The sequence below is a fragment of the Paludisphaera mucosa genome, from assembly GCF_029589435.1.
Taxonomy (GTDB): Bacteria; Planctomycetota; Planctomycetia; order Isosphaerales; family Isosphaeraceae; genus Paludisphaera; species Paludisphaera mucosa.
Genome location: NZ_JARRAG010000002.1, coordinates 3,407,458 through 3,434,191, shown reverse-complemented (window position 1 = coordinate 3,434,191; position 26,734 = coordinate 3,407,458). Strand labels below are relative to the sequence as shown.

Here is a 26,734-nt window from a genome sequence, read left to right as displayed (position 1 = left end):
CCGGTCCCGTGTACGTCAGGGCACAGGAAGGTTGAACCGAGGCCTGGCCAGGTGAAAGCCGGCACCGACTCAGGCGAAATCAACAAGGGCCGCGAGCCGCGATGAAGCCGTGGAGTCATCGCGGGCCGGCGGGGGCGTTCACGACCTCTTTGACTTCGTCCAGGACGATGGGCTCGCCGCCGCCGGCGCGGGGATCATGGCGGAGGTCGTGGACGACCAGGCGGCCGACGTTCTCGCACCGGATGGGCGGCCGGGCGTCGGGGGCGGCCAGGCGGAGGCGCACGCCGTCGAGCACGACTTCGCCGACCCGGTGGGCGTAGATCCCCCACGAGCGGAGGGGGCGGGCTTCGATGGCGGCCGACTTGACCGGACGGCCCGCCTGCTCGGCCGTGCCGCCGCCGGCGAACTCGACGGAGACGTCCCGCAAGACCAATCGGCCGATGGGCTCGTCCGCCCAGCTCTCGGCCGAGATCGCCGCGCCGTAGACTCCGGTGGCCGAGAGCCGTTCGATCGTCACGTCGCCGCAGGTGTTGCCCTTCCTCAGCGAGAGGTGGACCGGGGCCTGGACGTTGCGCATCGTGGCGTCCGAGATCAAAACGTCTTCGAGCCGCCCGCGCGTCGGGTCCCATGCGCCGGGCTGGAGGTTTACGGCCGAGAGCATGTTCGTGCGGCCGGAGGTCCGGTGGGGGTGCTTCCCCGGCCCGTAGAAGAGGCAGTCGTGGACGATCAGCCCCCGGGCGGGGCCGATCAGTCGGATGCCGTTGCACGAGGAGTTGAGCACGCAGCCGGTGATGAGCGTGTTTTCCCAGTAGCGGCCCGCGATCGCGTCGTCGCCCGTGGAGAACCGGCAGTCGACGATCGAGACGTCGCGGCAGGGCTTCCCCTCCCAGCCCCGGAAATGGACGCCGTCCCAGCCGCCCGTGATCGTCACGCCTTTGACGTCGACCTGCGAGCACTCCTCGATCATCACGCCGTAGTTGGCGGCGTCGCGGATGGTCACGTCGCGGATGGTGATGCGGTTGGAGTGCCCGAACAGGATCGCGTGCGGCCCGCGCATCCGCTCCTCGCCGTTCGGGTCGTGGACCTTGGCGCCGTCGATCGTGCCGGCCCCCTCGATCGCCACGTCCTCGACGTCGACGCCCAGCACGATCGCCCGGTGCCAGGCGGGCGGAAGGGTCGCCTCGAACGTGCCCTCGGGCGGGCGGAAGCCCTCGTAGGCCGTCAGGTCGGTCGTGCCGACCAGCACGGCCCCGGCTTCGAGATGCAACGCGACCTTGCTGCGCAGCCGAACCGTGCCCGAGAGGTAGCGGCCCGGCGGGAACCGGACCTGGCCGCCGCCCGCGTCCGCGCACGCGGCGACCGCACGGTTGATCGCCGCCGTGTCGGTCGTCGCCCCGTCGCCTTTGGCCCCGTGGTCGCGGACGTCGTACACGCCCGGCCCGCCGAGGGCGGCCTGCGCCGAGACGGCGATCAGGACGATCGCGGCCGAGAGGAAGCATGAACATCGCGGAATCATCGGCGTCGCGCCCGCCTTCCGGCCCGGGGTCGGCTGGTCCGTGCTCACTCCTCGCGGGGGCGGACCTGTTCGAACAGGAAGACGCCCTTCTTGTTCGCGGTCACGACGTCGAGGAGGTTGTCGCCGTTGAAGTCGAGGACTTCGAACTGGGTGCCGATGCCGCTCTGGTCGTCGATCACCCTGGGCTCGAAGGAGGTCTTGCCGTCGCCGCCCTTCGACGCCTTGAACCAGTAAAGGTAGGCCGGCTTGTCGGACCCCGGCTCGTTCTTGCCGTGGGACCAGAACCGCTTGCCGGTGACCAGATCCTTGAGGCCGTCGCCGTCGATGTCGGCGGCGATCAGGGCGTGGGTCTCCGAGACGAGGTCGGGAAAGAGGTCGTGGGTGGTGAAGGTCGGCGAGCCGTCCTTGACCTCGCCCTGCTCGAACGCCCAGATGCCGAACTGGTGCGCCGAGCTGGCGACGACGTCCGCTTTTTCGTCGCCGTTCACGTCGTAGGCGATCATGTCGGCCACGCTGCCGCCGAGCTTGGCGGGGTGGAAAGCCCAGGCCCCTTCGCGGCCCTTCTCCGGCTGTTCCCACCAGCCGCCGGTGCAGATGACGTCCTTGCGGCCGTCGCCGTTCAGGTCGCCCACGCCCAGCCCGTGCGAGAATCGCTGGGTGCCCGGGACGCCCTTGCCCTGGCTGATCTCGTGCATGTCCCAGGGCCGCGCGGGGTCGCTGCCGGCGGCGAACCAGGCCATCCGGCCCTCGTTTTCCTTGCCCTCGGGCTGCCAGCCCATCACCAGCACGCGCCGGCCGTCGCCGAAGAGGTCGGTGTAGAGCGGCGTCTCGTTGCAGGCGCTCGGCCAGATCTCGTGACGCTCCCAGAAGCCGTGGACCCCCTTGGGGTTCTCGTACCAGGCGGCCGCCTTGCCCGGGAAGCCGATGACGACCTGGTCGGGCCAGCCGTCGCGGTTGACGTCGTCGGCCCAGCAGGTCATGCACTCGCTGTAGGAGTGCAGGCCGTCGCCGAGGTCGCCGGGCTGGCGGATGTCGTGCTTGATCCAGTCGGGGGCCTCGTACCACGAGTCGCCGATGAGGACGTCGCGCTTGCCGTCCTTGTTCACGTCGGCGGTCGCGACCCCCTCGGAGCGGAACTTGGCCTCGATCGTCGTCTTCTTCCAGCCGATCTTGCCCGCGGTCGGATCCGACGCGGAGGCCGACGTCGACAGGATCGCCGCGACGCCGAGGATGGCAGCCCAGTTTCGCACGCCCATGATGGTCTAGCCCCGGCGGGTCCTGAAGGCGGAGAGACCTCCCTCGCCGGGAGGTGATTCCCTACGAAGATACTCCGACTCGCGCGAGATGCCAGGGGTCAGCGCTCGCGAGCAGGCCGCCGATCAAGGCGTGCGCGACGGAGGATCGGCGTCGGGGACGAGGAGCGCGGCGATGATCTGGGCGTAGACGCGGTGGCCGAAGTCGTTGGGGTGGTTCACGCCGTTGCCCGTCTGGTCCCAGTCCTGCTTGAGTTCCAGGAAGCGGGCCCAGGCCGACGTGACGTCGGCCACGGCGACGCCGGGCTTGCGGAGTTCCAGCAGGGCGTCGCGGTACTCGGCGAAGCGTTCGTGTCGGAGCCGCGTCCAGGCCGGGTTGCCGACCATCGAGGCCACCAGGATGAACTCGGCGTCGGGGAGCCGTTCGCGGACCCCGGCGACGACCGTCTCGGTGTTCTTGCGATAGTCCGGGGCCGAGCGGCCCGCCGAGTCGTTCATGCCGAAGGCCACGACGACCAGGTCGGGGCGGGGCTCGACGACCTTGTCGATCATCGTCAGCGCCCAGCCCGTGTCCATCCCGCCGACCGAGAGGTTCGTGAGCCGCACTTCGTCGTGGTAGACCTCCTGGAGGTGGCGACGGACCAGCTCGGGATACGCCGGCTGGAACGGGGCCCCGTCGGCCCAGCCGGAGGCGTTGCAGCCGGTGGAGATGCTGTCGCCCAGCACCACGATCGACACGGGCTGACGACCTTTCAGCTTCGCGACCGTGCGGGGCGACGCCTTCGAGTCGAACGTCGGGACGGGCGCGGGCCACAGGTCCGGCTCGTGCTCATACGTGACGCTCGTCTGCAGCGCGTGGTATTCGAGCTTCGCCCCGAAGAGGATCTCGCCGCCGCCGTCGCGATGGGTCAGCTCGAACATCTGGGTCTTCGGAGCCCGCCGCAGCGCCGAGGGAGGCGAGGCGACGATCCGCGAGCCCGGCGGCAGCGTGATCTCGCGGTAGCCCGGCTTCCAGGCGTAGTCCCGGCCCTCCTCGTACGTGACGTCGCCCGCCGCATTCCGGACGGCTCGCATCTTGCGGATCGGCATGAGGACCGAGGCCCGCGCCTCGCCGGTCTTGTCGTCCTTGATGAACAGGACCGACTCGGCGTCGATCACCTCGCCCTTCCAGAATGGCCGCATCAGCTCGGCCGAGTACTTCCACTCCGGCTTCGCGGGCTCGTCGGCGGTCGCGACGCCCGCGGCCAGGAGCGACGCCCCGACGCAGGCGGTCCTCAAGGCGTGGAGCGCGAGCCTGAACGTTGGTCCTCGGCCGGCTCGTACCTCGTCGTGCTGCGATGTCATCGGGAAGAGTCCTGCGTGGCGGGAGAGGAAAGGAGCCTGAGCGTCAGCCGAACAACTCCACGAGCGGCCGACCGCCGTCCATCACGGCGACCGGACGGCCCAGCGGGTCCGAAACGCGGTCGTCGGGGGCGATCCCCAGGGCGTGGAAGACGGTGGCGGCGAGGTCTTCGGGGGAGACCGGGTGATCGGACGGATAGGCCGCGTCCTTGTCGGATCGGCCGTAGGCGACGCCGCCGCGGATTCCGGCCCCGGCGAGCACGGCGGGGAAGCAGTGGCTCCAGTGGCCGCGGCCCCACGTCGAGGTGTCGGGGCGGGGCGTGCGGCCCATCTCGCCCAGGCAGACGATCAGGGTTTCATCCAGAAGTCCGCGCGCGTTCATATCTTCGATCAGGGCGGAGAGGGTCTGGTCGAGGCCGGGGAGCAGGTGCCGGCCGACGTCGTGCGAGCCGGTGTGGCTGTCCCAGCTGTAGCCGTCGGGGCAGTCCCAGACGACCGTGACGAACCGGGCGCCGGCCTCGATCATCCGCCTCCCCATCAGCGCCGATTGGCCGAACAGGTGCCGGCCGTAGCGGTCGCGGATCCGCTCGGGTTCCTGGCGGATGTCGAACGCCGACCGCATGGCCGTCGAGGTCATCAGCCGAACGGCGCGAGCTTGCAGCCGGCCGAATTCGCGCGTCGACTGGGCCTGGTCGAGGCGAGCCCGCGCCGCGTCGAACTGATCGAGCAGGCCGACCCGGCGGCGGGTGCGGTCGAGCGTCATCAGGGCGGGGCCGTCGAGCCCCTGGATGCGGAAGTCCAGCTCCTCGTCGTCGCAGTCGCGGAAGTAGGGGTTGTCGTCCGGCCCTCGCTTGGCGATGTGGGTGGCGAGGGCGTCGTAGGTGCCGCCCAGCCAGCCCGCGTAGCCCCCCGCGCGATCGTAGCCCTGGATGTGCCCGAGGGGGTTGGGCAGGTACACGTAGCTCGGGAAGTCGCGGCGTTGGTCTTCCGGCCTGTCGGCGTCGCCGAGGCGGTCGAGGTACTCGACGACCGAGCCCATCGCGGGCCAGTCCTGGCCGGTGGCGTCGACCCCCGCCGCGCCGCGCTGGGCCTGCGGCAGGGGGTGGCCGGTCTGGATGTAATGGCAGGCGTTGTGGTCGTTGCTGCGGTGCGTCATCGTCCGGATCACGGCGAACCGGTCGGACAGCTCGGCGAGCCGGGGGAGGTGCTCGCAGATCTGCAATCCCGGCGTCCGCGAGGCGATCGGCCGGTAGGGCCCGCGGATCCCGCTGGCGGCGTCGGGCTTCAGGTCGAAGGTCTCGAGCTGGCTCGGCCCGCCGAACAGGAAGAGGAAGAGGACCGACTTCGCCCGAGGCCCGGCGACGCGGCCGGCCTCCTCGGCGGCGAGGAGCGTCGACAGGCTCGTCCCCAGTAGCCCCGCGCCGCCGGCCCGCAGCACGTCGCGCCGGGTGAGCCCGTCGCAGACGCGTCGCGGACGGCCCTGGATGTTGAGCATGATCTCGACTCCGGTCCAGCGGGGAGAGGCGTTCGCGCGCCGAATCCCTCAGATCAATCCGGGGATCGGCGAACCTTGATAGATCAGGTGGGGACGGTCCAGGTCGTCGCGCCAACTCGCGGTGTCGGGGATGCCGAGCGCCTTGTAGATGGTCGCCGCCAGGTTCTCGGGCGTTTGCGGGGTGGCCGTCGGGTAAGCCCCGATCTTGTCGGAAGCGCCGACGACCGTGCCGCCGCGGACGCCGCCGCCGGCGAACCAGACGCTCTGCACCGCCCCCCAGTGGTCGCGGCCGGCGAACTTGTACGACTCGGGGAGCGTCGACAGCTTGGGGGTCCGCCCGAACTCGCTCCCCATGACGACCAGGGTGGAGTCGAGCAGGCCCGTCGCCTCCAGGTCGTCGAGCAGGGCGCCGAGCGCCCGGTCGGTCGGGGGCAGCAGCTTGTCCTTGAGCCGGGGGAAGATGTCGCCGTGGGTGTCCCAGGTCTCGTTGCTGCCGAGGTTGACCTGGACCAGCGAGACCCCGGCCTCGACGAGCCGAAACGCCATCAGCAGGGTCCAGCCGAAGCTGTTGCGGCCGTAGCGGTCCTGCGTCGCGTCGTCGGCCCGGGTCACGTCGAAGGCGCGGCGGATCTCGGGCGAGGCCAGGAGCGAGACGGCCGACTGGCGATGGCGGTCGAAACGCGCGGCGGTCGCCGTGGCTTCGAGCAGGCCGCGCTGGCGGTCCAGCTCGCCCAGCAGCTCGGTGCGGTGGGCCAGGCGGTCCAGGGTCATCCCGGGCGAGAGCGTCAGGCTCGGGGCCTGGAAGACGCGCTCGTCGGGGCTCGTCGGCGGCTTGATCGACTCGTTCGGGAAGCTGTATTCGGGATAGGCCCCCTTCCAGAAGGGGTTCCCATAAGGCGAGGCCTCGATGAAGAAGGGGTCGCGGCGCGAGCCCATCTGCCCGCCGTACGCCCCGGGGATCGCGCCTCCCGACCAGTGGACCAGGCGGTCGGGCACCACGATCGCCGGCGGCAGGTTGTGGCCCCGGCCGGCCGTCGCGTCGCCGACGACCGAGGCGATCGACGGCCAGTCGGTCGAGCGCGGCTGGCGGTCGCCCCGGTAGTCGGGGTCGGGCTTGCTGCGGCCCGTCAGCATCAGGTAATGCCCGAGCGTGTGGTCGTTCGTCGCGTGCGTCAGCGACCGCACCACGGCCCACTGCCGGCTGCGTCGCGCGAGACCAGGGAGGTGCTCGCAGACCTGCACCCCCGGCGTCTCCGTGGCGATCGGCTTGAACTCGCCGCGGATCCCCTCGGGGGCGTCGGGCTTCATGTCGAAGCTCTCGTGCTGAGACAGCCCGCCCGAGAGGAAGATATAAACACACGACTTCGCCGTGCCGCCCGTCGCCCCGTCCGGAGGCGTCGCCGCGCGCAGCGCCTCCATGTGGTTCATCCCCAGCCCCATCAGCCCCAGGGCCCCGGCCTGCACGGCCGTCCGCCGGGTGACCCTCGGGTGCGAGCCGCGATGCGACGCGTCCATCGAAACGCCTCCAGCCACACCCCGAATCGCCGTCGCAACCGCGATCGCCGCCGACCTTCGCACGCGATCCCCGACCGGGGATCAGGGCCAACTTCGACGCCGGTGCAACGATTGTTGAACACGGGGGGCGGCCTCAACCATACCGGCCGGCGGCCCGTTCGGCAACGGTCCGCTCAGGCGTCGAGGGGCCGGCCGCTGGCCTGGAGCACGGCGGTCTGGACGGCGAGGTCGTGCTCAGGACGGAAGTCGATCGGCTTCTCGCCGCGGATGACGCGGGCGAGGTCGGCGGCGTCGTCGACGTAGCGGGTGTATCGGGGCATGGCGACGTCCTGGTAGCCCTTCTTGGACGGGCCGCGGGGGGCCGAGAGGGCGAGGCGGACGGAGGGGTCGTCGAGGGGCTGGATGTGGAACGTCCCCTCGGTGCCGCAGACGGTGAGGTGGCGGCGTTCGAAGCCCTCGACTTCCAGGGCTGTCGATCGCACGGTGGCGGTCGCGTGGGGGTATTCGAAGACGGCGAGCATGTTGTCGAGGAGGCCGTCGGCCTGCTTCGAGGAGTGGCGGATGTAGGGCGTGACCTTCGCCGGGGCCCCCAGGACGCCCACGACCAGGTCGATGACGTGGCAGCCCAGCTCGAACATGGTGCCGCCGGGGTACTCGGCGAAGGCGGCCCGGCCGACCGGGTCGACGACCTTGCTCATGACCGCCTGGACCTCGAAGACCTCGCCCAGCCAGCCGCGCTTGAGCACGTCGCGGAGCAGCCTCACGCCGGGGTTGTAGCGGTACATGTAACCCATCTGGACCCAGAGATTCTTCTTCGTCGCGGCCTCCAGGATGCGGCGATACTGCGGCAGCGACTCGCCGGCCGGCTTGTCGAGGTGGACGTGGACCCCGGCGGCCACGCAGGCCTCGGCCGCGTCGAGCAGGTCGCGGACGCGGGTCTCGACGAGCACGGCCTGAAGGCCGGGCGTGGCGAGCAGTTGTTCGCGGGTCATCCAGGGGACGCCCCGGTAGACGTCGCTCGACGCGGCCTTCTCGCGCAGCCGGTCGTCGGGCTCGACGACGCCGACGACCTCGTAGTCGTCGGATCGACGGAACACCGCCAGCTTCTCGGCGTGCGCGTGGCCCACGCCGATCTGGCCGACCTTGATGCGCGGCGGCTTCGGGCCGCGGGCGTCTTGTCCGCCTCGCGCCAGGTTTTCGATCATCGGCGCGGCCAGGAGTCCTCCTGCCGATCGAATCAGCCCGCGTCGGCTTGGTCCGTCCATCGTCCCCCCCTCGATCGTACTCGCCCCGGCGTGCGTCGGAAGCCCGGCCGCGATCATAGCACGGGCGTCGCTCCGCTTCGACGATCACTCCCCCAGGCGGAGGATCGTGTTCTGGAGCCGGCCGGCGACGGGCTCGCCGGCGGAGCCCTTGAGGTCGTAGACGACTTCCATGCACTGGCTCGGCGCGAGGTCGCGGATGTGGAGCGACAGCGTCCTCGCGTCGGCCGAGAGGCTCGCGGAGTCGACCGGGATCGTCCGCTCGTCGTGATGCTTCGAGCCGTACTCCGCCGAGCGCCGGAGCGTCCAGGTCGAGACGGAGAACCGGGCGGTCTCGACGGCGGTTTCGCGATCGAGGGGCCCGCTGAACGTGAGGTCGAGCCGGCCCTGGCGGGCGTGCAGGCCGACCGGGACGTGGACGGGCTTGCCGGTGTAACGCAGGCGGTAGAGCCCGCCGGGCTGCTCGCGGTTGCCGGCCCAGGCGAAGAGCCCGCAGACGTAGAGCTGGCCGTCGACCGGGTGGAACCGCCCGCGCATCACGCCGGTCGGGAACGACGCGCCCGGAAGCTCGCAGACGCCCCCCTGGACCTCGCCGGCGACCGTCTCGTGGGGGACGACGAACACCTTGCCCATGCCGTACGAGAGGTTCAGCAGGCTCCCCTTCAGCGGGCCCCACTTCGCCGAGTCGACCCACACGGGCTCGGCCGGCGAACGGTCCATCGCGTTGTCGATCCAGCAGACCGGGGGCGCCATGGCCGAGTCGGACGGGTCGGCGACGTCGTGGAAGCCCCACATGTTGCCGTAGAAGCCGCCGCGGACGACGTGGTTGATCCGGTTCTTGGGGAGCCAGAACCCTTCCTGGTCGGTCGAGAAGAACGAGCCGTCGGGGTTGAGGCAGACGCCGTTGGGGGCGCGGAAGCCGGTGGCGAGGATCTCGGTGCGCGAGCCGTCGCGGGCGACCTTCAGGAGCGTGCCGTGCTGAGGCACTACGGCGGTCTTGCCGTGCCGCGCGGCCCTGGCGTAGTAGAAGCTTCCCTCCACGTCGGTCTGCAGGTCCATCGCGAATTCGTGGAAGTGGTCGGTGACCTGATGGTCGCTGTTGATGTTCTCGTAATAGTCGGCCTCGCCGTCGCCGTCGAGGTCGCGGAGGGCGACGATCTGGTCGCGGCACGAGACGTGGACCACGCCGTCGACGACCTTCAGCCCGAGCGGCTGGAACAGCCCGCAGGCGAACCGCCTCCACCTGAGGCGGCCGGCGGGGTCGTCCAGGCCGTCGACGCGCCAGACGTCGCCGTCCCAGGTGCAGAGGGCGAGGGCCCGCCCGCCCGGGAAGAAGTCGAGGCCCGAGGCCCGCATCCGGCAGTTCCACGGGTTGGCGTCGGGCGGCGTGAGGACGTCGATCGCGAACGGTCCGTCGTCGCGGCCGGGCTGGACGGCCGTCTCCAGGACCACGGGCCAACGTGAAGGCCCGCCCCGCGTGAGCGCGGCCAGGTCGGTCGCGATGCCGTCCTTGAGGGCCGAGGCCAGGGACTTCGCGTCTCCCGCTTTGGGGACGCGGGCGGTCGCGAGCGTGAACCGGAGGGGCTCGGGGCCGGCCGGGATCGTCAGCCTGAGGTCGCCCTCGGCCGTGCTCGACCACGCGACGCCCGCGACGGGGGGCGAGACGCCGGCCAGGACGCCCGCTTCAAGAGGCCGCGGCGAGTCGCCCCGGACGACCCGCCCGTCGTGGCCGTGGCCCGTCACGTCGCGGACCTCGCCGCCCAGAGCTGCGTCCGGCTTCCAGCAGGCGACGAGCCGGGCGTCGTCCGTTCCCGTCGTCATGGCCCCGGCGGCCTCGTCGGGGGCGAGGGCCTTGCCGAAGAGCCGGACCTCGGCGATCCGCCCCTCGAAGTGGGACTTCGGCTGGGGGAAGTCCGGGGCCGTGTAGCCGATGCGGGCGACGCGGTCGGCGAGGGCTCCCTTCGGGGGCAGCTCCTTCGCCTCGTCGCGGGCGCCGTCGACGAAGAGGATCGCCCGGCCGGTCGCGTGGTCGTAGGTCAGGACGACCTCGTGCCACGCGCCGTCGTCGACGTCACGCCCCGATTCGAGAGCGCCGACCCAGCCGATGTCGAAGACCGGGCGGCCGTCGCGGACGCAGAGCGTCCTGCCGTCGGGGACCCACCGCTCGCCGGGGGCCGTCTCGGCGAACAGGCTGCCGCCCTCGCGCGTCTGGAACCGCGCGGCGATCGTGAAGTCGCCGCGCGACAGGTCGATGGCCGTCGTCTTCGCGATCTCGACGTGCGTGCCGCCGTCGAAGCGGACCGGCGGGGCGTCGGGAGGCGAATTCGGGGCCGGTCCCGGCTCGGGCCCGAGGAAGGCGACCGCGCCCTCGGCCCCATCGCCCGAAGGGAAGGTGCGCATCAACCCCGCCGCCCCGCGGGCGACCTGCAGGACCATCGGCTTCGCGCGGGGACCGAGGTTGAAGGTGCGGCTGAAGACGGGCTCCGGCCCGTTCAGGTCGGCGCTCGGCGTTTCCAGGACGTCCGTGGTCCCGACGGTGTAGGCGAGGACGACCCGGTCGCCGTGGCGGTACTGGCCGCGGTAATGGGCCCACGCGCGGGGCAGGGGGCCGTAGGCGCGGCCGTCGCGGCCCCGGAGCCGGGGGTCGACGAACGAGCCGGTCGCCGGGTCGGCCCATCCCGGGCCGGACGGGTTGCCGACCTGGACGACGCCGGCGACGCGGGGGTGGACCTCGTGGCGGCCGTTGAAGTTGATCCCGTTCCAGTCGATGAAGCCGTCGCCGGTCCAGCCCGCGGCGAGGCGGAGGGTGTCGTGCTCGAACGCGGCCCAGGCCCGCCCGCGCGAGACGCCGCCGGGGCCGGCGTCGAGCCGCACCGCGACCCCCTTGTAGGCGAAGTTGGAGCCGTCGTCGCCGACCTCGCAGGTCAGCGAGAGGCTCGGGCCGTAATCCATCGTCAGCCAGGGCTCGACGGCCGTCGCCGCCGGGCCGCGGGTGTCGCCTTTCGGCAGGCCGGCGATGTAGACCGGGTCTGCGGGAACGTATTGCGAAGGATTGCGCGGCTTCAGATAAGCCTCGCGAATGTAATGGATCACGTCGTACTTCTGCTCGGGGACCATCCACGACTGCGGCGTCATCTGGCCGAAGCCGTGCGTCAGGGTCCGATACAGGCTCAGCGGGTCCTTGCCGTTCTTGAACGCGCCCGAGGCGAACCGCAGCGAGTTCGGCAGCGACCCGGGCCGGTCCGGCGTGCCGTGGCAGTTGACGCAGACGCGGTCGTAGATGGCCTCGCCGCGTCGATAACTCTCCGGCCCGAGGCCGGCGATCAGGCCCGCGTGGTCGACGCGCCTTTCGTACTCGGGGAGCGGCGGCGCGGCGAACGCCGATTCGGGGGGCCGCAGCGCGAGCGCGCGGGCCGGGCCGTTCTCGGCGATGTCCAGGACGTAACGCACGAGGTCGAGGAACTCGCGGCGGTCGGCGAGCTGCTCGACGAGCCCCGCCGGCATCACCGACGTCGCGCCCGCCTTGCGTTCCTCGATCTCCTCGCGGGGGACGACGACGACCTCGCCGTTGCGTGCCGGGTCGCGGACCAGGAGGGCTTCGGGCCGTTCGCCCGCGAGCAGCCCGGTGAGCACCGTACCGTCGCGCCGGGCGACGACGACGGGCTCGAATCCCGGCCGGATCTCCTTCGAAGGCGCGAGGATCGACTCGACGACGTGACGATCCGACTTCGGACGGCCGATCGCGGCGAGGTCGGGGCCGAGCGACGGCGGCTTGCCCTTCACGTCGCCGGCGTGGCACTGGGCGCACTGGAGCGACGGCCGGAAGAAGACGAGGGCCCCCCGCGCCGGGTCGCCCGACTCGCGGGCCTCCCTCGCCAGTCGCTCGGCGTCTTCGACGGCGAATCGAGCGGAGACGGCCGGGGCCTCCTCGCCGGACGCGGCCCCGAGCGAGGCGAGCGCCAGGGACGCGGCGGCGACGAGGGGCGGGACGGTTCGTCTCATGGTCCGGTCCGGTGGGATAGGCTCACGCGAGGATCTTCTTCACCACGTTGCCGTAGACGTCGGTCAGTCGATAGTCCCGCCCGGTGGAGCGGTAGGTCAACCTCTCGTGGTCGAGGCCGAGGAGGTGGAGGATGGTCGCGTGGAGGTCGTGGACGTGCACGCGGTCCTCGACGGCGTCCCAGCCGAACTCGTCGGTCGCGCCGTGGACCATGCCGCCGCGGACGCCGCCCCCCGCCAGCCACATGGTGAAGCCGTCGGGGTGGTGGTCGCGGCCGTCCTGGCCCTGGGCCGCCGGGGTCCTGCCGAACTCGCCGCCCCAGATCACCAGAGTCTCGTCCAGGAGACCTCGCGATTGCAGGTCCTGCAGGAGCGCGGCGATCGGCTGGTCGGTCGCCAGGGCGTTCTTGGCGTGGCCGCCCTTCAGGTCGCTGTGCTGATCCCAGGGCTGGAAGCCGCCCGTCGTGTGGTAGAGCTGGATGAACCGCACCCCGCGCTCGCTCAGCCTCCGGGCCAGCAGGCATTGCCGGCCGAAGTCACGGGTCGCCTCCTGGTCGAGCCCGTATCGTCGCCGGGTCGCCTCCGACTCGCCGCCGAGGTCGAACGCCTCGGGCGCCTCCATTTGCATCCGGTAGGCCAGGTCGAAGGTCTCGATCCGGGCCGACAGCCGGCCGTCCTCGGCGCGGCGGTCTTCGAGGTGCATCGTGTTGAGCCGCTTCAGGGCGTCCAGTTCCCGGCGCTGGCGATCGAGTCCGACGGCGACGTTCTTCAGGTTGCGGATCGGCCGGTCCAGGTCGGAGACGAACGTCCCCTGATACGCCGCGGGCAGGAAGGCCGATCCGTACTGGCGACTCCCCTCGATCAGCGGCCCCGGCCCGATCGCGAGGAAGGCCGGCAGGTTCTGGTTCTCGGTCCCCAGGCCGTAGGAGATCCACGAGCCCAGGCTGGGACGCGTCGCCACCCGCTCGCCGGTGTTCATCAAGAGGCAGCCGCCGGGATGGTTGGGGTCGTCGGCCACCATCGAGCGGATGACGCAGAGCCGATCGGCGCAGGCGCCGACGTGGGGGAACAGCTCGCTGACCTCGAGGCCCGACTCGCCGTGCCTGTGGAACTTCCAGGGCGACGCGAGGATGTTCCGGGCCTGACCCTGGTAGAGCTTCGGCGACGGCTTGCCGTGATCCTTGGCGAGCCGGGGCTTGGGGTCGAACGTGTCGACCTGCGACGGGCCGCCGGGCATGAACAGGAAGATGACCCGTTTCGCCCGCGCGGGGAAGTGCGGCTCGCGCGGCGACAGGGGCGTCGCTGGCGAGGCCGCGCGGGCCTCGTCGGCCAGCATGGCCGCCAGGGCGAGCGCGCCGAAGCCGCCGCCCGCTTTCTGGAGCATCCGCCGGCGATTCAGCGAGAAGGCGTCGTCCATCGTCCCACTCCCCCGCCGACGGCGCGGTCAATCGAGATAGAGGAATTCGTTGCTGCCGAGGAGGACCGCGACGTAACGCTCCCAGGGATCGAGTCCCGGCTCCGGCGCGAGCAAGGCGCGGCCGACGTCGACCTCGGCCCCGGTCGGGGGCCGACCCAGCGTGAGGGCGTAGAGGCGGCGGATCCGGGCCTCGTCGTCCGACGCCTCTCGCGCCAGTCGCGCCGCCAGGGCTCGCGCCTGGTCGGCCACGAAGGGGTCGTTCATGAAGAACAGGGCCTGCGGGGCCACGATCGACTGGTCGCGGCGGTCGACGATCGAGCCCGGGTCGGCGCGGTCGAAGAGGCGGCCGAAGTCGGACGTCCCGCCGCCGGTGCGGGTGGCCGAGAGATAGAGAGTCCGTCGCGGCGCGTTCAGTTCGAGGAACGCCGGCCCGCCGAGCCGGGCGTCGAGGCCGCCGGCCGCCGCGAGCAGGCTGTCGCGGATCGCTTCCGCGTCGAGCCGGCGGCGATTCATCCGGCCGAAGAGGCGATTCTCCGGGTCGGCGGCGGCCGGCCCGTCGCCGCCGCGGACGCCCTGCTGATAAGTCGATGAGAGCATAATCAAGCGATGCATCGCCTTGATCGACCAACCGGACGCGACGAATCGGCCCGCGAGGTCGTCGAGCAGCTCCGGATGCGTCGGCCGTTCGCCGCGCGTGCCGAAGTCGTTGGGGGTGCGGACCAGGCCCTCGCCGAAGTGATGCTGCCAGATCCGGTTGACCATCACGCGAGCCGTCAGCGGATGCTCGGCGCTCGTCAGCCATTCGGCGAGCTGGCGGCGGCCGCTCCCCTCGGCGATCGGCGGGCGATACTCGCCCGTCAGGACTCGCGGGAAGCCGCGCGGGACGGTCGCGCCGGGACGCTTGGGATTGCCTCGCAGGAAGACCCTGGCGTCCTGGAACCCCGCGTGGCGAGTCCCCGCGGGGCCGCCGTCCTGGACCACCACGGCCTTCGGGATCTCGCGCGGCGGCTTGGCCTTCAAGCCGTCCAGCTCGCTCTTCAAGTGCGCGATCCGGGTCCGACTCTCGGCGGGGAGGGTCGCCGCCCGCTGCTCGGCCGGAAGCCAGAACGGGCCGCGGGCGGAGAGCCATTCCTCGGCCAGTGCGGCCACGGGATCGCCCGGCGAACCGCCCGGGGCCGCGGGCTGGAACCAGCGGGCGCGCAGCTCGGCCTCGACCTGGCGACGCTCCGCCTCGTCGAGCGGGCGGTCGTAGATGCGAAGCTCGGCGAGGTCTCCGCGGAACCGCGGGCTGCCGCCCGATCCGGGGCCGCCGATGTGAAGCGCCGGGATCGCCGGGTCGGAGGAGATCGACTCGATCCCCTTCTCGGCCGTGCTTGACCCGTTGCGATGGAGGGCCGTGCCGCCCGGTCCCCAGGTCAGGCCGACGACCTCGAACCCCTCGGCGCGCTTCGCGTCGACCAGGTCTCCCGGCTTGCCGTCGTTCCTGAGGATCGCTCGCAAGGTCCCGCCCGGCTCCGGCATCAGGCCGAGGCCGTGTCGACCGGAGTCGGAGTCCTCCCAACCGACGAGCCGTTGGTTCGCCATCGCCGTCTCGGCGTTCCGGAAGACGATGAACAGGCTCCCCGTCGACGGCGCGGGCCGGGAGACCTCCAGCATCGCCCGGCCGTCGAACCGCAAGATCGTGCGGGTTTGCCCGTCGATCGCCACCTCGACGCGGGACGGAACCTCGTCCGGGCCGACCGCCCGGGCGTCGGCGGGCAGGCCCGAATGATTGGGCCAGACCGTCACGCGGCCTCGTTCGTCGACGACGAGGTACGGGTCGTCCGCCCGAAGCTGGACCAGGGAGGATTCGTCCAGCGGGGACTTTACGCCCGCCGCCCCTTCGCGAACGATGACGGCCGCTTGCAGCTCGTCCGCCGCTCGTTCGAGGGCCGCCCCCGTGAGTCGACCGGTCGCGGCTTTCATGATCGCTGCATGGCGAGGGACCGAAGGCTCCGCGGCGACTCGATTCAAGTAATCGACCCATCCGGCCAACGCCTTCGCGTCGAGGCCGCGGCGGCCGGCCAGCTCGCCCAACGGGGGCCGGGAATCCGCGGGGGTCGCCCGATGCTCGCAGGCCGCGACGAGGTAGCGGGCCGACTGCTGGAGCAGGACGTTCTTCAGGTGAGCGAGGAACTCGCGGTCGGCCGCGGCGGGGATCCGGCGTTCCAGCTCGGCCTGGCGCTTCACGTCGTCGGCGGCTTGCGCCTGGATCTCGGCGACCTCGCTCTCGGGCAAGAGCGGGACCCGGACGAGCGGGGTGTTGCCCGCGACGGGGCCGGGGATCAGCCGGGTGCTGAAGAAGATCCCCGCCAGGGCGTAGTAGTCCTCGGTGGAGATCGGGTCGAACTTGTGGTCGTGGCAGCGCGCGCAGGCGAGGCTCAGCCCGAGGAAGGTGCGGCCGACGACGTCGATCTCGTCGTTGACGTAGTCGGCGATCATCTGGTCCTTGTCGACGTCGCCCGGCACGAAATCGGCGATCGCCAGCATGCCGGTCGCGACCAGCCCATCCGCGTTGAAGCCGCCGGGCTCCCGCGCCGGGACGAGGTCGCCGGCGATCTGGTCGCGGACGAACTCGGGATAGGGGAGGTCGCGGTTGAAGGCCGAGACGACCCAGTCGCGATACCGCCAGGCCTCGCGAAAATCGCTCTCGGGCGGGAGCTGGATCAGGTCGCGGGCGTCGGCGTAGCGGACGAGGTCGAGCCAGTGCCGGCCCCAGCGCTCGCCGTAATGCGGCGACGCCAGCAGTCGATCGACGACCCGTTCAAACGCGTCGGCCGCCGCGTCGGCCACGAAGGCCTCGACCTCCTCGGGCGTGGGCGGCAGGCCGATCAGGTCGAAGCTCGCGCGGCGGATCAACGTCCGTCGGTCGGCCGGTTCGGCGGGGGCGAGGTTCTTCTTTTCCAGCTCGGCCAGGATGAAGCGATCGACGGGCGAGCGCACCCAGGCCGCGTCCTGGACCTCGGGGGCCTGAACCGGTCGGATCGGCCGGAACGACCAGAAGTTCTTCTGCTCTTCGCTGTAGTGCGCGTCGGTCTTCGCGGTCGGCGTCGGCTCGGCCGCGCCGGGCCAGGGGAGGCCCTTCTCGACCCAGCGCGAGAGGATCTCGATCTCGCGGTCCTTCAGCTTCTCCCTGGGCGGCATCTTGGGGTCGCTCAGGTAGCGGACGGCCTGGACGAGCGGGCTCTCGTCCGGCTTGCCGACGACCACCGCCTCGCCGCCGTCGCCCCCGCCGAGGACGCTGGCGCGCGAGGTCAGCCGCAGCCCCCCTTTGGGCTCCTTCGCGTCGCCGTGGCACGACCAGCAGCGCTCGATCAACAGCGGCCGGACGTCGGTCTCGAAGAAGGCGGCGTCCGCGGGCGATGGCTCGTCCCCCCGCGCCGAGGCGAGCGTCAGGCTCAAACAGAGAAGTCCGAAGGCCGATCGCAGGATTCGCAAGCTCGACCCCCTTCCCCGAACGACCTGGGCGGGAGCCCGCAGACGAGGTTGAACAGTTGTTGGCCCGGCGTCTGAAGATTCTAAACGGATTCCCCCGGCTTGCCCACGAGCCCGAGCCGAAATCGGGGATCGACGGCGATTCATGCGTAGGCATGCGAATGGCGAGCATCGCCGAACGCAATCCATCTGATCGGCCGCCGACGGTTGACTTCAATACCCAGTCTGTCTAGGATAATCCCATGGGAGCGATCGACGGCGACAAGCTGCGCGGGCACCTGGAGACGATGATCCTGTCCAACCTGGAGCAGGGCGAGGCTCACGGCCTCGAAATCCTGCGCCGGCTGGAGGAGGCGGGCTGCGGGCTGCTGCGGCTCAAAGAAGGCTCGCTCTACCCCGCGCTCTACCGACTGGAAGCGGACGGCGAGGTCGAGGCGGTTTGGGAGGTGGAATCGCACGGCCGTCGCGGCGCCCGGCGGCGGATCTACCGGCTGACGGCGAAGGGACGCGGCAAGCTCGCCGACGGCCGCGCCGAGTGGGGGCAATTCGTCCGCATCCTCGGCGGAATCCTGGGAGCACCCGCATGAACGACGCGACCTCGTCCCGGTTGAAGATCATCGTCGAGCGCGCCGTCCGGCCGGTCCGGGCGAGCGCGTCCCGCAAGCGCGCGATGCGCGAGGAGTTGTTCGCCCACGTCGTCGGCGTCTTCGAGGAGGAGTCGGCCCGGCTGGGCGACGATCAGGCCGCCCTGGCCCGGACGGCGCTGCGGTTCGGCGACCCCGACGACGTGACGGCGCAATTGCAGGAGTCCGTCCCCGCGAGCGACGCCCTGGGCCGCTTCTGGGAAGGCCGGCCCGACGAGTCCACCCTGCGGGGCGCGCTGCGTTTCGCCGGGATCGAGGCGGCGCTCTGCCTCGGCTTCTGCGGCTTTGCCCTCTGGGCCGCGGGATGGATCCACGCCTGGTCGCGCGAGGAACTCGCCGCGTTCGTCGCGAGTTCCGCCTTCCTGCCGTTCTGGCTGTTCGGCCCGCTCTGGTTCCTGGCGACCGCCCTCGTCGCGCATGCGATGGAGCAACGGCTCCTCGGGGCCGAGCCCGTCGAAGCTCGCTCGCGACTCGGGCTTAAGGCGGCGATCGCTTCAGCCTGGGCCGTGCCGGTGATGCGTTGGGCCCTGATCGCCGGGGGCTCGTGCATGGCCCTTCTGGTGGGCGTCCGGGCCGCGAATCGGACGGCGCCGCCGCTGGACTGGGATCGCTGGTCGCTCATCCCAGCGGCGGCGCTGCTCGCGGGACTCTGCGCGGCCCTCTCGGTCGCCTGCGCCTGGAGCCTGGTGCGATTCATCGATGTGCAGCGGCGGCGTGACGAGGAATGGACGAGCCTAAGAGGCCCTAACAAAGTTGCACTATATACATAGGTTCGCAAAGCATATCAGGGAGCAGCCGATTGACAGGAAGGCCTGATGGATGGCTGCGGAGCGGTCTTTCCGGACCCGCAGGCGGCCGAAGCCGTGGAGCCACGAGATGGTCCGCTCGGCGACCCATCGCTTCTTCCCCAGGCCGCTGCCGTGCGGCGTCCGGATCCGGGCGATCTTCGGGCGGACGCCGCGTCGTCGCAGGGCGTCGCGGTTCGCCTTCGAGTCGAAGCCGCGGTCGGCGTACATCTCCTCCGGCCGCCGCCGCGGGCGGCCTCGCGGGCCGCGGACCGGCGGCACGGCGTCGACGGCCCGCTCCAGCTGCGTGACGTCCGGCCTGTTCCCCGGGGCCGTCACGGCCGCCAAGGGGAGCCCGGCGGCGTCGGTGACGACGACGTGCTTGCTCCCCTTCTTCCGCCTGTCCACCGGGCTGGGGCCGGTCGCCTCGCCGCCGCCCCGGGCCCGCACGTGCGACCCGTCGATCGTCGCCCGGCTCCAGTCGATCGCCCCGGCCCACTCCAACTCCGACAGCAGCAGGGCGTGCAGCTTCGACCAGACGCCCGCGGCCGTCCAGGACGCCAGCCGTCGCCAGCAGGTCATCCCCGAGCCGCAGCCCATCTCCCGCGGCAGGTCCTCCCAGTTGATCCCGGTCTTCAACACGAAGAGGATCCCGGTCAAGCAGAGCCGGTCGTCGATCCGCTTCCGCCCCGGCCGGTCGGGCCGCTTCGGCTTCGGTGGCGGCGGCAACAGCGGGCGGATGCGGTCCCACAACGCGTCGGGGAGCAGGGGCTTGGCCATGGCGTCGGTCCTCAGAGTTCGAGTCCGCTACGCCTATCGGTCCGCAATCTCCAGGCCAATTCGGTTAGGGCCTCTAAGCCTCGAACCATCGGAATAAGGTCGCGTCGTGACGGCTGGACGCCTTGGGACGGTCGCCGTGCTTCTCGGCTGTGGGGGTCATCCTCGGTTGGCGCCGCGATTGCGTTTGAAGATGGGCAGTCGACGGCTCGCCAGCCGTTTCTACCAGTCCCCATCTCCTACCGGAGTGTTCCCAATGGTCCGCACGCTCGCCGCCCTGGTCGTCCTCTCCTGCGTCTCGACCGCCCACGCCCAGGGCACGCTCTCTCGCGTCGGGGACGCGCTGGACAACGCCGGCAGGAACATCCGCCAAGGGGTCGAGGGCGCCGTCGCTCGCGGGCAGGTCGTCGCCCAGGAGCGGGACCTGGTCGACCTCGTCGCGACACGCATCCGCACGGACAAGCGGCTGAGGAGCTCGGCCGTGCAGATGGAGGTCCGCTCCGACGGGTCCGTCGTCCTGAGGGGCTCGGTCGTCGACGCCGCGGCCAAGAAGCTGGCGGCGGAGTTGGTCGAGAACACGATCGGCGTGACGACGGTCATCGATGAGCTGGCGATCGTCAAGGAAGTCCGCGTGATCGAATCGAAGCCGGTGGTGGTTCCCGCCGTGCCCAAGCCGGCGACGATCGTGAAGCCCTGAGCGAGTCGGGCATTCCGAACGCCGCTCCGGCGACACCTGTGAGACGGGAAAGCGTGCCGCGCAGCCGATGCGCGGCCCGCTCCTTTTCGAACCTGTGCGACGTTCAATAGCTGTCGCTGCTGACGACCTCGCCGCCGTTGCGGGTGGAGAGGGCCTGGTAGACGCCGACCTGCGTGCCGGTCGCGAACGAGAAGGGGTTGGGGGCGGGGCCGCCGGTGATGTTGGTCAGCGTGCAGTTCGCCTGGCTGAAGGGCGACGTGCTGATCGAGTCCTTGATGAAGCGGACCGAGCCGTCGGCCATGGCGAAGTTCGCCCCGCCCGGGTGGAAGCTGCCGGCCGCGCCGTCCCACACGTAGGACGTGTTGGAGCCGACGGCGTTCGCGCACTTGATCTCGGGGTTGAGCGGGTACGAGGTCGAGAGCGTCGCGTCGCCCGGGTTGTAGCCGCACCACCAGTGCCACTGCGACTGGTCGCCGGCGGGGAGCTTGCCGTAGGCCCACTCGCCGATCAGGAAGGTGTTGCTGGTCCCGTCGGTGACCGAGTTGATCCCCACGCGGGAGAACTGGAAGATCATGCCGTTGGAGTTGCTCGCGCCCGCCTGGATCCCCGTCCAGTTCGGCGGCGCGGTCTCCTGGAACCACGTCCCGGCGTTGCCGGCGTAGCTGGCGAAGTGCATGAAGACGTCGCCGTTGTAGAGCGGGGCGTTGTTCACGCCGTTGTTCAGGCGTTGCGAGACGAGGGCGTCGCTCGGGCAGTGGAAGGCGGAGACGCTGACGTCGTAGCAGGTCGTGTTCTCGGGGTTCCAGATGCACACGCTCTGGTTGAGCGCGTTCCAGATCGCCGTCTGCTCGATGAACGGCAGCTCGACGACCCGCCAGCCCCAGGCCTTGCGCGGGACCGACGACTGGCCCGACGAGTCGCCGGAGTAGGACTCGGCCGTGATGAACATGTTGTTCTGGTCGTGATAGTTGTGCATCCCGAGCGAGAGCTGCTTGAGGTTGTTGGTGCACTGGATCCGCCGGGCCGCCTCGCGGGCCGATTGCACCGCGGGGAGCAGCAGGGCGATCAGCACGGCGATGATGGCGATCACCACCAGCAGCTCGATCAGCATGAATCCACGCGCGCCGGGGCGGCGTCCGCAATCGGTTCGGGGCATGGGGGCCTCGCGCAAGAAAATGAGGACGAATTTGAGGAGCACGCTGGGCTCAGTTCTCAGAGCGGAGCCGCCTTACAGGCTGTCGCCGGGACGGGCCGCGCCGGCCTTGGGGCGACTGGCGCGAGGCCTGGAGCCTGCGGCGGGCTCGGAGGAGCCGCCGGGGTCGAGCATGCCCTTGAGCGATTCGTCCTTCTGTCGCCGACGCGCCTCGGCGTCGCCCTCGGCGACGGCCGTCGCGTCGCCGGAGCAGCCCGCCGTCGCCGCCAGCAGCGACGAGGACGCGATCAGGGCGAAGCCGCCGAAGGCTCGCAGGAACGGGTAGCGGATGCGCGACATCCGTCGACTTCCTTGCAAAAGGATCGACCGCGTCGGAACCCCGCCGCTCGGCGGGCCGCGGGACTCGGTCGTCTCGGGAAGGCATGCGTGGATCGATGGGAGGTCAGCGTATCCGTGGATTAGAGCATGTCAATGAAAAAATGTCAATCGTCTCGACGAAGGAACTCGTCCGATCGGCCCATGGACGGTGATAACCCCTGGTGCGAGGCCGATGGACGGCTTCGGGGACGTGGGCGACGAGGGGAAGGCCGATGTACAAAGCCGTGATGGTTGCGGGCGTGTTCTCACTGATGATGAGCGCCGCGTGGATGGCCCGGGTCGCGAAGGGCTGGAGGTCCTGACCGGCGACCAGGTCGTCCCCGGGATCGTGGGAGGCGTCGCCGGCGGGATCGGCGCGTGGTACTTCGTCCCCTGGCTCTTCCGGCGAGAGGCCGCGAGGAAATCGATCGCGCGGAAGGGTCCCTGAGGGGGGCGATTCCGGGCCGCCGAAATCCCGTGCCGAACAGGATTGCCCGAAGGGCCAAATCCCCCGCGACGGGGACGGCCGTTGTTCGGCGGTATGGACGAACTTCGGGAACGGTCCCTCCTTGGGCGTCGACCTCCTCGGTCACGTCGAATCCCGGGCCGGGACCTCGGCGGGGCCGCATACGACCCGCCGAGTCTCGGCCCTGACGACGCCAAGAAACGCGATCCCTCATCCAACCCTCAGCGAGCGATCGGGTAGTAGAAGTAGCCGCCGGTCGCCGGGTTGTAGTAGAGCGGGTAACGATAGCCGTCACCCGGCTCGTACGTCTGGTTCGTCAGATAGGGAGCGTCGGCGACCGGTGCCGCAACCGTCGTCGGCGCCGAGGAGTAGCCGCTGGAGTAATAGGTCGGTGCCCCACCGTAGCCGTACCCTCCGCCGTAGCCGTATCCGCCGCCGTAGAGGCCGTAGCCGAGCAGCCCGACGCCGCCGAACGGCCCGTAGAATCCTCCTCCATACCCGCCGCCGTAGCCGCCGTGGTGGACATACCCGCCGCCGCCGCCGTGATACCCGCCGCCGCCGTGATAGACGCCGCCGCCGCCGCCGCCGTGCGGACCACCTCCCATGTGCCCGCCGCCGACATGGCCGCCGCCGCCATGCCCACCGCCGCCGCCATGTCCCGCGAACACCGGCGAGGCCGAGCAGGCCATCGCCAGGACCGCCACCGCCGCCGCTCTCGGGACGAATCGACTCAGGAAGTTCATCGCTGGTCTCCTTCGTGTTGAAGGCCCGGGGAGGGGCCGGATCGAGCTCCGTCTCCCGTCCCACGCTCTTCCCTACGGTGCTGATGCAGGGAGGGGTCGGGGCTTCGTGAAAAAATCCTCAGAATTCCTATGGCCACATGGTGAGAGGCTAAATGAGGCTGGATTGCGAAGCTGCGCAGCCAGGAATTCTCCCCTTGAGATCGGTCGTCCGGCGAACATGATCCCTGTCCTGCCGGCCCGGCGACTCGTGGCGGGCGGCGGGGGGGCGGATTACCCTGAGGTGATCCCGCGATCGTTTCGAGGCGGCGGGGTTCACGCTGGGGAGGGCTGTCATGGTTCGAAGTCGGTTGATCGGAGGCCGGTGGGCCGGGGCCTGGTTCATCCTCGCGGCGTGGGTCGCCTGCGACGTGACGCTCCCGGCCGCGGAGCCGCACGGCCCCCCGCTCCCCCTGAGGGTCGAAAAGACGCACATCGTCGACAGCCGCAACGAGCGGGTGCGGCTGCGCGGGGTCAACGTCGCCAGCCTGGAATGGACGAGCGACGGCGAGGGCCACGTCCTGGACACGGTGGACGCCGCGATCCGCGACTGGCGCGTCGACCACGTCCGCCTGCCGCTGGCCCAGGACCGCTGGTTCGGCAAGGCCCCCGAGCAGAAGGACGAGGGCCGGGCCTATCGCGATTTCGTGAAGAAGGTCGTCGACGCGTGCTCCGGGCAGGGGCGGTACGTCATCCTCGACCTGCACTGGTCGGACGCGGGCGAGTGGGGCCGGCGGATCGGCCAGCACGTCATGCCCGACCGCAACAGCGTGGCGTTCTGGAAGGAGGTCGCCGCCGCCTACAAGGACCATCCGGCCGTGATCTTCGACCTGTACAACGAGCCCCACACCGTGAGCTGGCAGGTCTGGCGGCGCGGCGGCCAGGTGACGGAGAAGGACGGGAAGACGGGCCAGGCGACGACCTATGAGGCCGTCGGCATGCAGGAACTCCTGGATACGGTACGCGCGACGGGCGCGAAGAACGTCGTCATTGCCGGCGGCCTGGACTGGTCCTATGACCTGGGCGGCATCCTGAAGGAAGGGCCGCTCGCCGACCCCGACGGGAACGGCGTGGTCTACGCCAACCACGCGTATCCCTTCAAGGGCGACACCGTCGAACGCTGGGTGGCGAAGATGGAGGCGGCGACGAAGACGCTCCCCGTGATCGTCAGCGAGTTCGGCAGCGACCCGAAGGGCGGGGCGGGCCTGAGCGGCGAGCAATGGGTGCGGAAGGTCCTCCATGCGCTCGAAGGCCACGAGTGGAACTGGACCGCCTGGGACCTGCACCCCGCCGCCGGCCCCTGCCTCATCTCGGACTGGAAGTACACCCCGACGCCCTGGTTCGGCAGATGGGTCAAACAGACCCTCGCCGGCACGCCCCCGGCCGATCCGCCCGCGCCGGCCGCGCCCGCGCCCGCCGCCGGGGCGGTCGGGATGTTCGAGGGCCACGGGGACGTGGGCGAGGTGCTCCATCCCGGGGCCGTCGACTTCGACGGGGCCAAATCGACCTACACCGTGGCCGGCAGCGGCGCGAACATGTGGCTCGCCACCGACGCCTTCCACTTCGTCTGGAAGCCCGCGTCGGGGGACCTGGCGATGTCGGCCGACGTCGCGTTCCTGGGCGCGGGGACCGACCCCCACCGCAAAGCCTGCCTCATGATCCGCCAGAGCCTGGACGCCGACTCGGCCTACGCCGACGTCGTGGTGCACGGCGACGGCCTGACGTCGCTGCAATTCCGGGAGGCGAAGGGGGCCGCCACCCACGAGGTCCAGGCCAACGTCTCGGGCCCGCGTCGCCTAAAACTCGTGAAGCGGGGCAAGTACGTGACGATGTTCGTGGGGGCCGAGGGCGAGGACCCGAAGTTCTCCGGCGCGGCGGAGCGGATCACGTTCGCGGAGCCATTCTACGTCGGCCTGGGCGTCTGCTCGCACAACAAGGACGTGACCGAGAAAGCGGTCTTCACGAACGTGGAGTTGACCGCGCCGCTGCCGGCGGCCTCGGCGAAGCCCGTCCTCTACAGCACGCTGGAGACGCAGTCGATGGCCTCGACGGACCGTCGCGTCGTGCACGTGGCGGCGATGCGGTTCGAGGCCCCCAACTGGCTGCACGACGGCAAGACCCTGATCGTCAACAGCGGCGGCCGGATCCTCGCCATCCCCGCGACCGGCGGCGAGCCGCGGCCGATCGACACGGGCTTCGCCACGCGCTGCAACAACGACCACGGCGTCTCGCCCGACGGGGCGACGCTGGTCATCAGCGACCATTCGCAGGGGGACCACAAGTCGCGGATCTACACGCTGCCGGTCGCCGGCGGGACGCCCCAACTCGTCACGCCCGAAGGCCCGTCCTACTGGCACGGCTGGTCGCCCGACGGCCGGACGCTCGCCTACTGCGCCCAGCGCGGCGGCGAGTTCGACATCTACACCATCCCCGCGGCCGGCGGCCCGGAGACGCGGCTCACGACCGCGAAGGGCCTGGACGACGGCCCCGAGTACGCGCCCGACGGCCGCCGCATCTATTTCAACTCCGAGCGTTCCGGGCGGATGCAGATCTGGCGGATGAACGTCGACGGATCCGGGCAGGAGCCCGTCACCGACGACGACTTCAACAACTGGTTCCCCCACCCCTCGCCCGACGGCCGCAGCCTCGTCTTCCTCTCGTTCGAGAAGGACGTGGTCGGCCATCCCGAGGACAAGGACGTCACCCTGCGCAAGCTGACGCTCGAAGGCGACAAGATCGACGTGCTGGGCCGCTTCTTCGGCGGCCAGGGGACCCTCAACGTCCCCTGCTGGTCCCCCGATGGCCGCAAGATCGCCTTCGTGACCTACCAGCTCGTCCCCTGAGCATTTGGGAGCGAGTCCTGCCGGTATGCCAAAAAATACCGGTCGGGGCGACGGGGTGGAAACGACCGAAGCCCGGGTCGGACCGCATGACGCAGGTCCTTCCCGGGCTCCGATTGTCGCTGTTCAGTCGGGCCGAGGGGATTTGAACCCCTGACCTCTAGCACCCCAAGAACCGCCCGCCGCTCCGTCCCCTCGGCGCAAATCCCTCCACGCGCATGCCTTATACCCGATCGAGGGAGGGCCTTGCAACGCGAAAAATACCCGCTTTCGGGGGTGTTTTCGGCCGAAACGGGTAAGCTACCCGCCCATTTTCGACGTCGCTAGGGATCATCCGAAGCGGGCGGGGTACGACCCCCGCGCCCGCCCCGGACGACTGGTCTCCGACCGCCGTATTGTCAAAGAACGTCCGTTGGAATTCACGTTTGTTGATGGAACGAAACGTCGGGAGACGCGGCGCGCCACCTCGTTTGACTTCAGGCGTCGGCCCGTCCATAGTGCCGGTGACTGCTATCCGAACGAGACCGAGGGCCTCCGGGAATCGACCCCCGGAGGCCCGCTCGTCCGCCTGGATTTGCCGGGCCGCGATCAGGCGTCGACGGTCGTTTTCCGCCGTCCACGGCTCGCCTTCGGAGTGGTCGCGGAAGTGGGGACCGTCGGCCGGAATCTGATGACGTTCGCCGACTCGACGACGTGGATGCGTCGGACCGCCGTGATGTCGTCGTCGGGGTCGACGATGATCAACGCCCCGTCGATCTCGGCCGCCGTCGGTTCGGCGAGGGATTCCCACGCGACGCCCCCGCGTGCGAGGTGGATCGCGGCGTAGAGGATCTCTCCGGCCTTCGCCAGGTCGGAGGGGAGGGCTCCGCCGTCCCGCCGCTCGCGATACTCGGCCAGGGCGGCGCGGAGGACGGATTCTCCAGGGGCGGGCGCTTTGCCCGATGCGATGCGAGTGCGTATCATT

19 protein-coding genes are annotated in these 26,734 nt (G+C 70.6%); 5 read left to right on the top strand and 14 right to left on the bottom strand.

Going from position 1 to position 26,734, the window contains the following annotated elements; all coding sequences use genetic code 11:
• Window positions 1–115: 115 nt before the first annotated feature.
• The 9 genes from PZE19_RS22975 to PZE19_RS22935 all read right to left on the bottom strand — a co-directional run bounded on the left by PZE19_RS22975 (window position 116) and on the right by PZE19_RS22935 (window position 17,275).
• Window positions 116–1,516 carry a glycoside hydrolase family 28 protein gene (locus PZE19_RS22975; protein WP_277862939.1) on the bottom strand — a complete coding sequence of 467 codons (1,401 nt, stop codon included), beginning with the start codon at window positions 1,514–1,516 and terminating at the stop codon, window positions 116–118.
• A 44-nt stretch (window positions 1,517–1,560) separates the two neighbouring features.
• Window positions 1,561–2,772 carry an FG-GAP repeat domain-containing protein gene (locus tag PZE19_RS22970; RefSeq protein ID WP_277862938.1) on the bottom strand — a complete coding sequence of 404 codons (1,212 nt, stop codon included), beginning with the start codon at window positions 2,770–2,772 and terminating at the stop codon, window positions 1,561–1,563.
• A gap of 123 nt (window positions 2,773–2,895) precedes the next feature.
• A complete protein-coding gene (locus tag PZE19_RS22965; RefSeq protein WP_277862937.1) occupies window positions 2,896–4,113 on the bottom strand; it encodes an SGNH/GDSL hydrolase family protein in 1,218 nt (405 codons plus the stop codon).
• 43 nt (window positions 4,114–4,156) lie between these two features.
• Window positions 4,157–5,605 carry a DUF1501 domain-containing protein gene (locus tag PZE19_RS22960; RefSeq protein WP_277862936.1) on the bottom strand — a complete coding sequence of 483 codons (1,449 nt, stop codon included), beginning with the start codon at window positions 5,603–5,605 and terminating at the stop codon, window positions 4,157–4,159.
• A 48-nt stretch (window positions 5,606–5,653) separates the two neighbouring features.
• A complete protein-coding gene (locus tag PZE19_RS22955) occupies window positions 5,654–7,120 on the bottom strand; it encodes a DUF1501 domain-containing protein (RefSeq protein WP_277862935.1) in 1,467 nt (488 codons plus the stop codon).
• Between the two features lie 173 nt (window positions 7,121–7,293).
• On the bottom strand, window positions 7,294–8,325 hold the full coding sequence (locus PZE19_RS22950; protein WP_277862934.1) for a Gfo/Idh/MocA family protein: 1,032 nt from the start codon (window positions 8,323–8,325) through the stop codon (window positions 7,294–7,296).
• Between the two features lie 144 nt (window positions 8,326–8,469).
• Window positions 8,470–12,384, bottom strand: coding sequence for a DUF6797 domain-containing protein (locus PZE19_RS22945; RefSeq protein ID WP_277862933.1), 3,915 nt, complete (start codon window positions 12,382–12,384; stop codon window positions 8,470–8,472).
• A gap of 22 nt (window positions 12,385–12,406) precedes the next feature.
• Window positions 12,407–13,798, bottom strand: coding sequence for a DUF1501 domain-containing protein (locus PZE19_RS22940; protein ID WP_277862932.1), 1,392 nt, complete (start codon window positions 13,796–13,798; stop codon window positions 12,407–12,409).
• Window positions 13,799–13,825: 27 nt separating this feature from the next.
• On the bottom strand, window positions 13,826–17,275 hold the full coding sequence (locus PZE19_RS22935; RefSeq protein WP_277862931.1) for a PSD1 and planctomycete cytochrome C domain-containing protein: 3,450 nt from the start codon (window positions 17,273–17,275) through the stop codon (window positions 13,826–13,828).
• Window positions 17,276–17,514: 239 nt separating this feature from the next.
• Here PZE19_RS22935 and PZE19_RS22930 point away from each other — a divergent pair, with 239 nt between their 5' ends.
• Together PZE19_RS22930 and PZE19_RS22925 are read left to right on the top strand one after the other, a co-directional pair.
• Window positions 17,515–17,859 carry a helix-turn-helix transcriptional regulator gene (locus PZE19_RS22930; protein ID WP_277862930.1) on the top strand — a complete coding sequence of 115 codons (345 nt, stop codon included), beginning with the start codon at window positions 17,515–17,517 and terminating at the stop codon, window positions 17,857–17,859.
• Entirely contained in the window at window positions 17,856–18,686 is an 831-nt protein-coding gene (locus tag PZE19_RS22925) for a hypothetical protein (protein ID WP_277862929.1), read from the top strand. The genes PZE19_RS22930 and PZE19_RS22925 overlap by 4 nt, the downstream gene beginning before the upstream one ends.
• Here the strand turns inward: PZE19_RS22925 and PZE19_RS22920 are convergent.
• Window positions 18,675–19,481 (bottom strand): IS5 family transposase, encoded by an 807-nt coding sequence (locus PZE19_RS22920; RefSeq protein ID WP_277862928.1) that lies wholly within the window; start codon window positions 19,479–19,481, stop codon window positions 18,675–18,677. The two genes, PZE19_RS22925 and PZE19_RS22920, sit on opposite strands and share 12 nt — an antisense overlap.
• A gap of 253 nt (window positions 19,482–19,734) precedes the next feature.
• On the opposite strand from PZE19_RS22920, the gene PZE19_RS22915 reads away from it, so the two are divergent.
• Entirely contained in the window at window positions 19,735–20,175 is a 441-nt protein-coding gene (locus tag PZE19_RS22915) for a BON domain-containing protein (protein WP_277862927.1), read from the top strand.
• Window positions 20,176–20,278: 103 nt separating this feature from the next.
• Here PZE19_RS22915 and PZE19_RS22910 read toward each other — a convergent pair whose 3' ends face one another.
• Both PZE19_RS22910 and PZE19_RS22905 read right to left on the bottom strand, forming a co-directional pair.
• Complete coding sequence (locus tag PZE19_RS22910) at window positions 20,279–21,331, bottom strand: DUF1559 domain-containing protein (protein ID WP_277862926.1); 1,053 nt, start codon at window positions 21,329–21,331, stop codon at window positions 20,279–20,281.
• 72 nt (window positions 21,332–21,403) lie between these two features.
• The gene (locus tag PZE19_RS22905; protein ID WP_277862925.1) at window positions 21,404–21,667 is read right to left on the bottom strand and encodes a hypothetical protein; all 264 of its coding nucleotides are present in this window, start codon (window positions 21,665–21,667) and stop codon (window positions 21,404–21,406) included.
• A gap of 304 nt (window positions 21,668–21,971) precedes the next feature.
• Between PZE19_RS22905 and PZE19_RS22900 the strand changes: the two genes are divergently transcribed.
• Window positions 21,972–22,133, top strand: coding sequence for a hypothetical protein (locus PZE19_RS22900; protein WP_277862924.1), 162 nt, complete (start codon window positions 21,972–21,974; stop codon window positions 22,131–22,133).
• 239 nt (window positions 22,134–22,372) lie between these two features.
• Here PZE19_RS22900 and PZE19_RS22895 read toward each other — a convergent pair whose 3' ends face one another.
• Window positions 22,373–22,894, bottom strand: a complete 522-nt coding sequence (locus PZE19_RS22895; protein WP_277862923.1) for a hypothetical protein — start codon at window positions 22,892–22,894, stop codon at window positions 22,373–22,375.
• A gap of 332 nt (window positions 22,895–23,226) precedes the next feature.
• Between PZE19_RS22895 and PZE19_RS22890 the strand changes: the two genes are divergently transcribed.
• Window positions 23,227–25,773, top strand: coding sequence for a cellulase family glycosylhydrolase (locus tag PZE19_RS22890; protein ID WP_277862922.1), 2,547 nt, complete (start codon window positions 23,227–23,229; stop codon window positions 25,771–25,773).
• A gap of 585 nt (window positions 25,774–26,358) precedes the next feature.
• On the opposite strand, the gene PZE19_RS22885 is transcribed toward PZE19_RS22890, so the two are convergent.
• Entirely contained in the window at window positions 26,359–26,733 is a 375-nt protein-coding gene (locus tag PZE19_RS22885; protein WP_277862921.1) for a hypothetical protein, read from the bottom strand.
• Window position 26,734 lies beyond the last annotated feature (1 nt).

Coding starts and splice junctions, on each gene's coding strand:
- PZE19_RS22975 (WP_277862939.1), bottom strand. CDS start 1,516: ATGATTCCGCGATGTTCATGCTTCCTCTCGGCCGCGATCGTCCTGATC.
- PZE19_RS22970 (WP_277862938.1), bottom strand. CDS start 2,772: ATGGGCGTGCGAAACTGGGCTGCCATCCTCGGCGTCGCGGCGATCCTG.
- PZE19_RS22965 (WP_277862937.1), bottom strand. CDS start 4,113: ATGACATCGCAGCACGACGAGGTACGAGCCGGCCGAGGACCAACGTTC.
- PZE19_RS22960 (WP_277862936.1), bottom strand. CDS start 5,605: ATGCTCAACATCCAGGGCCGTCCGCGACGCGTCTGCGACGGGCTCACC.
- PZE19_RS22955 (WP_277862935.1), bottom strand. CDS start 7,120: ATGGACGCGTCGCATCGCGGCTCGCACCCGAGGGTCACCCGGCGGACG.
- PZE19_RS22950 (WP_277862934.1), bottom strand. CDS start 8,325: ATGATCGAAAACCTGGCGCGAGGCGGACAAGACGCCCGCGGCCCGAAG.
- PZE19_RS22945 (WP_277862933.1), bottom strand. CDS start 12,384: ATGAGACGAACCGTCCCGCCCCTCGTCGCCGCCGCGTCCCTGGCGCTC.
- PZE19_RS22940 (WP_277862932.1), bottom strand. CDS start 13,798: ATGGACGACGCCTTCTCGCTGAATCGCCGGCGGATGCTCCAGAAAGCG.
- PZE19_RS22930 (WP_277862930.1), top strand. CDS start 17,515: ATGGGAGCGATCGACGGCGACAAGCTGCGCGGGCACCTGGAGACGATG.
- PZE19_RS22925 (WP_277862929.1), top strand. CDS start 17,856: ATGAACGACGCGACCTCGTCCCGGTTGAAGATCATCGTCGAGCGCGCC.
- PZE19_RS22920 (WP_277862928.1), bottom strand. CDS start 19,481: ATGGCCAAGCCCCTGCTCCCCGACGCGTTGTGGGACCGCATCCGCCCG.
- PZE19_RS22915 (WP_277862927.1), top strand. CDS start 19,735: ATGGTCCGCACGCTCGCCGCCCTGGTCGTCCTCTCCTGCGTCTCGACC.
- PZE19_RS22910 (WP_277862926.1), bottom strand. CDS start 21,331: ATGCCCCGAACCGATTGCGGACGCCGCCCCGGCGCGCGTGGATTCATG.
- PZE19_RS22905 (WP_277862925.1), bottom strand. CDS start 21,667: ATGTCGCGCATCCGCTACCCGTTCCTGCGAGCCTTCGGCGGCTTCGCC.
- PZE19_RS22895 (WP_277862923.1), bottom strand. CDS start 22,894: ATGAACTTCCTGAGTCGATTCGTCCCGAGAGCGGCGGCGGTGGCGGTC.
- PZE19_RS22890 (WP_277862922.1), top strand. CDS start 23,227: ATGGTTCGAAGTCGGTTGATCGGAGGCCGGTGGGCCGGGGCCTGGTTC.
- PZE19_RS22885 (WP_277862921.1), bottom strand. CDS start 26,733: ATGATACGCACTCGCATCGCATCGGGCAAAGCGCCCGCCCCTGGAGAA.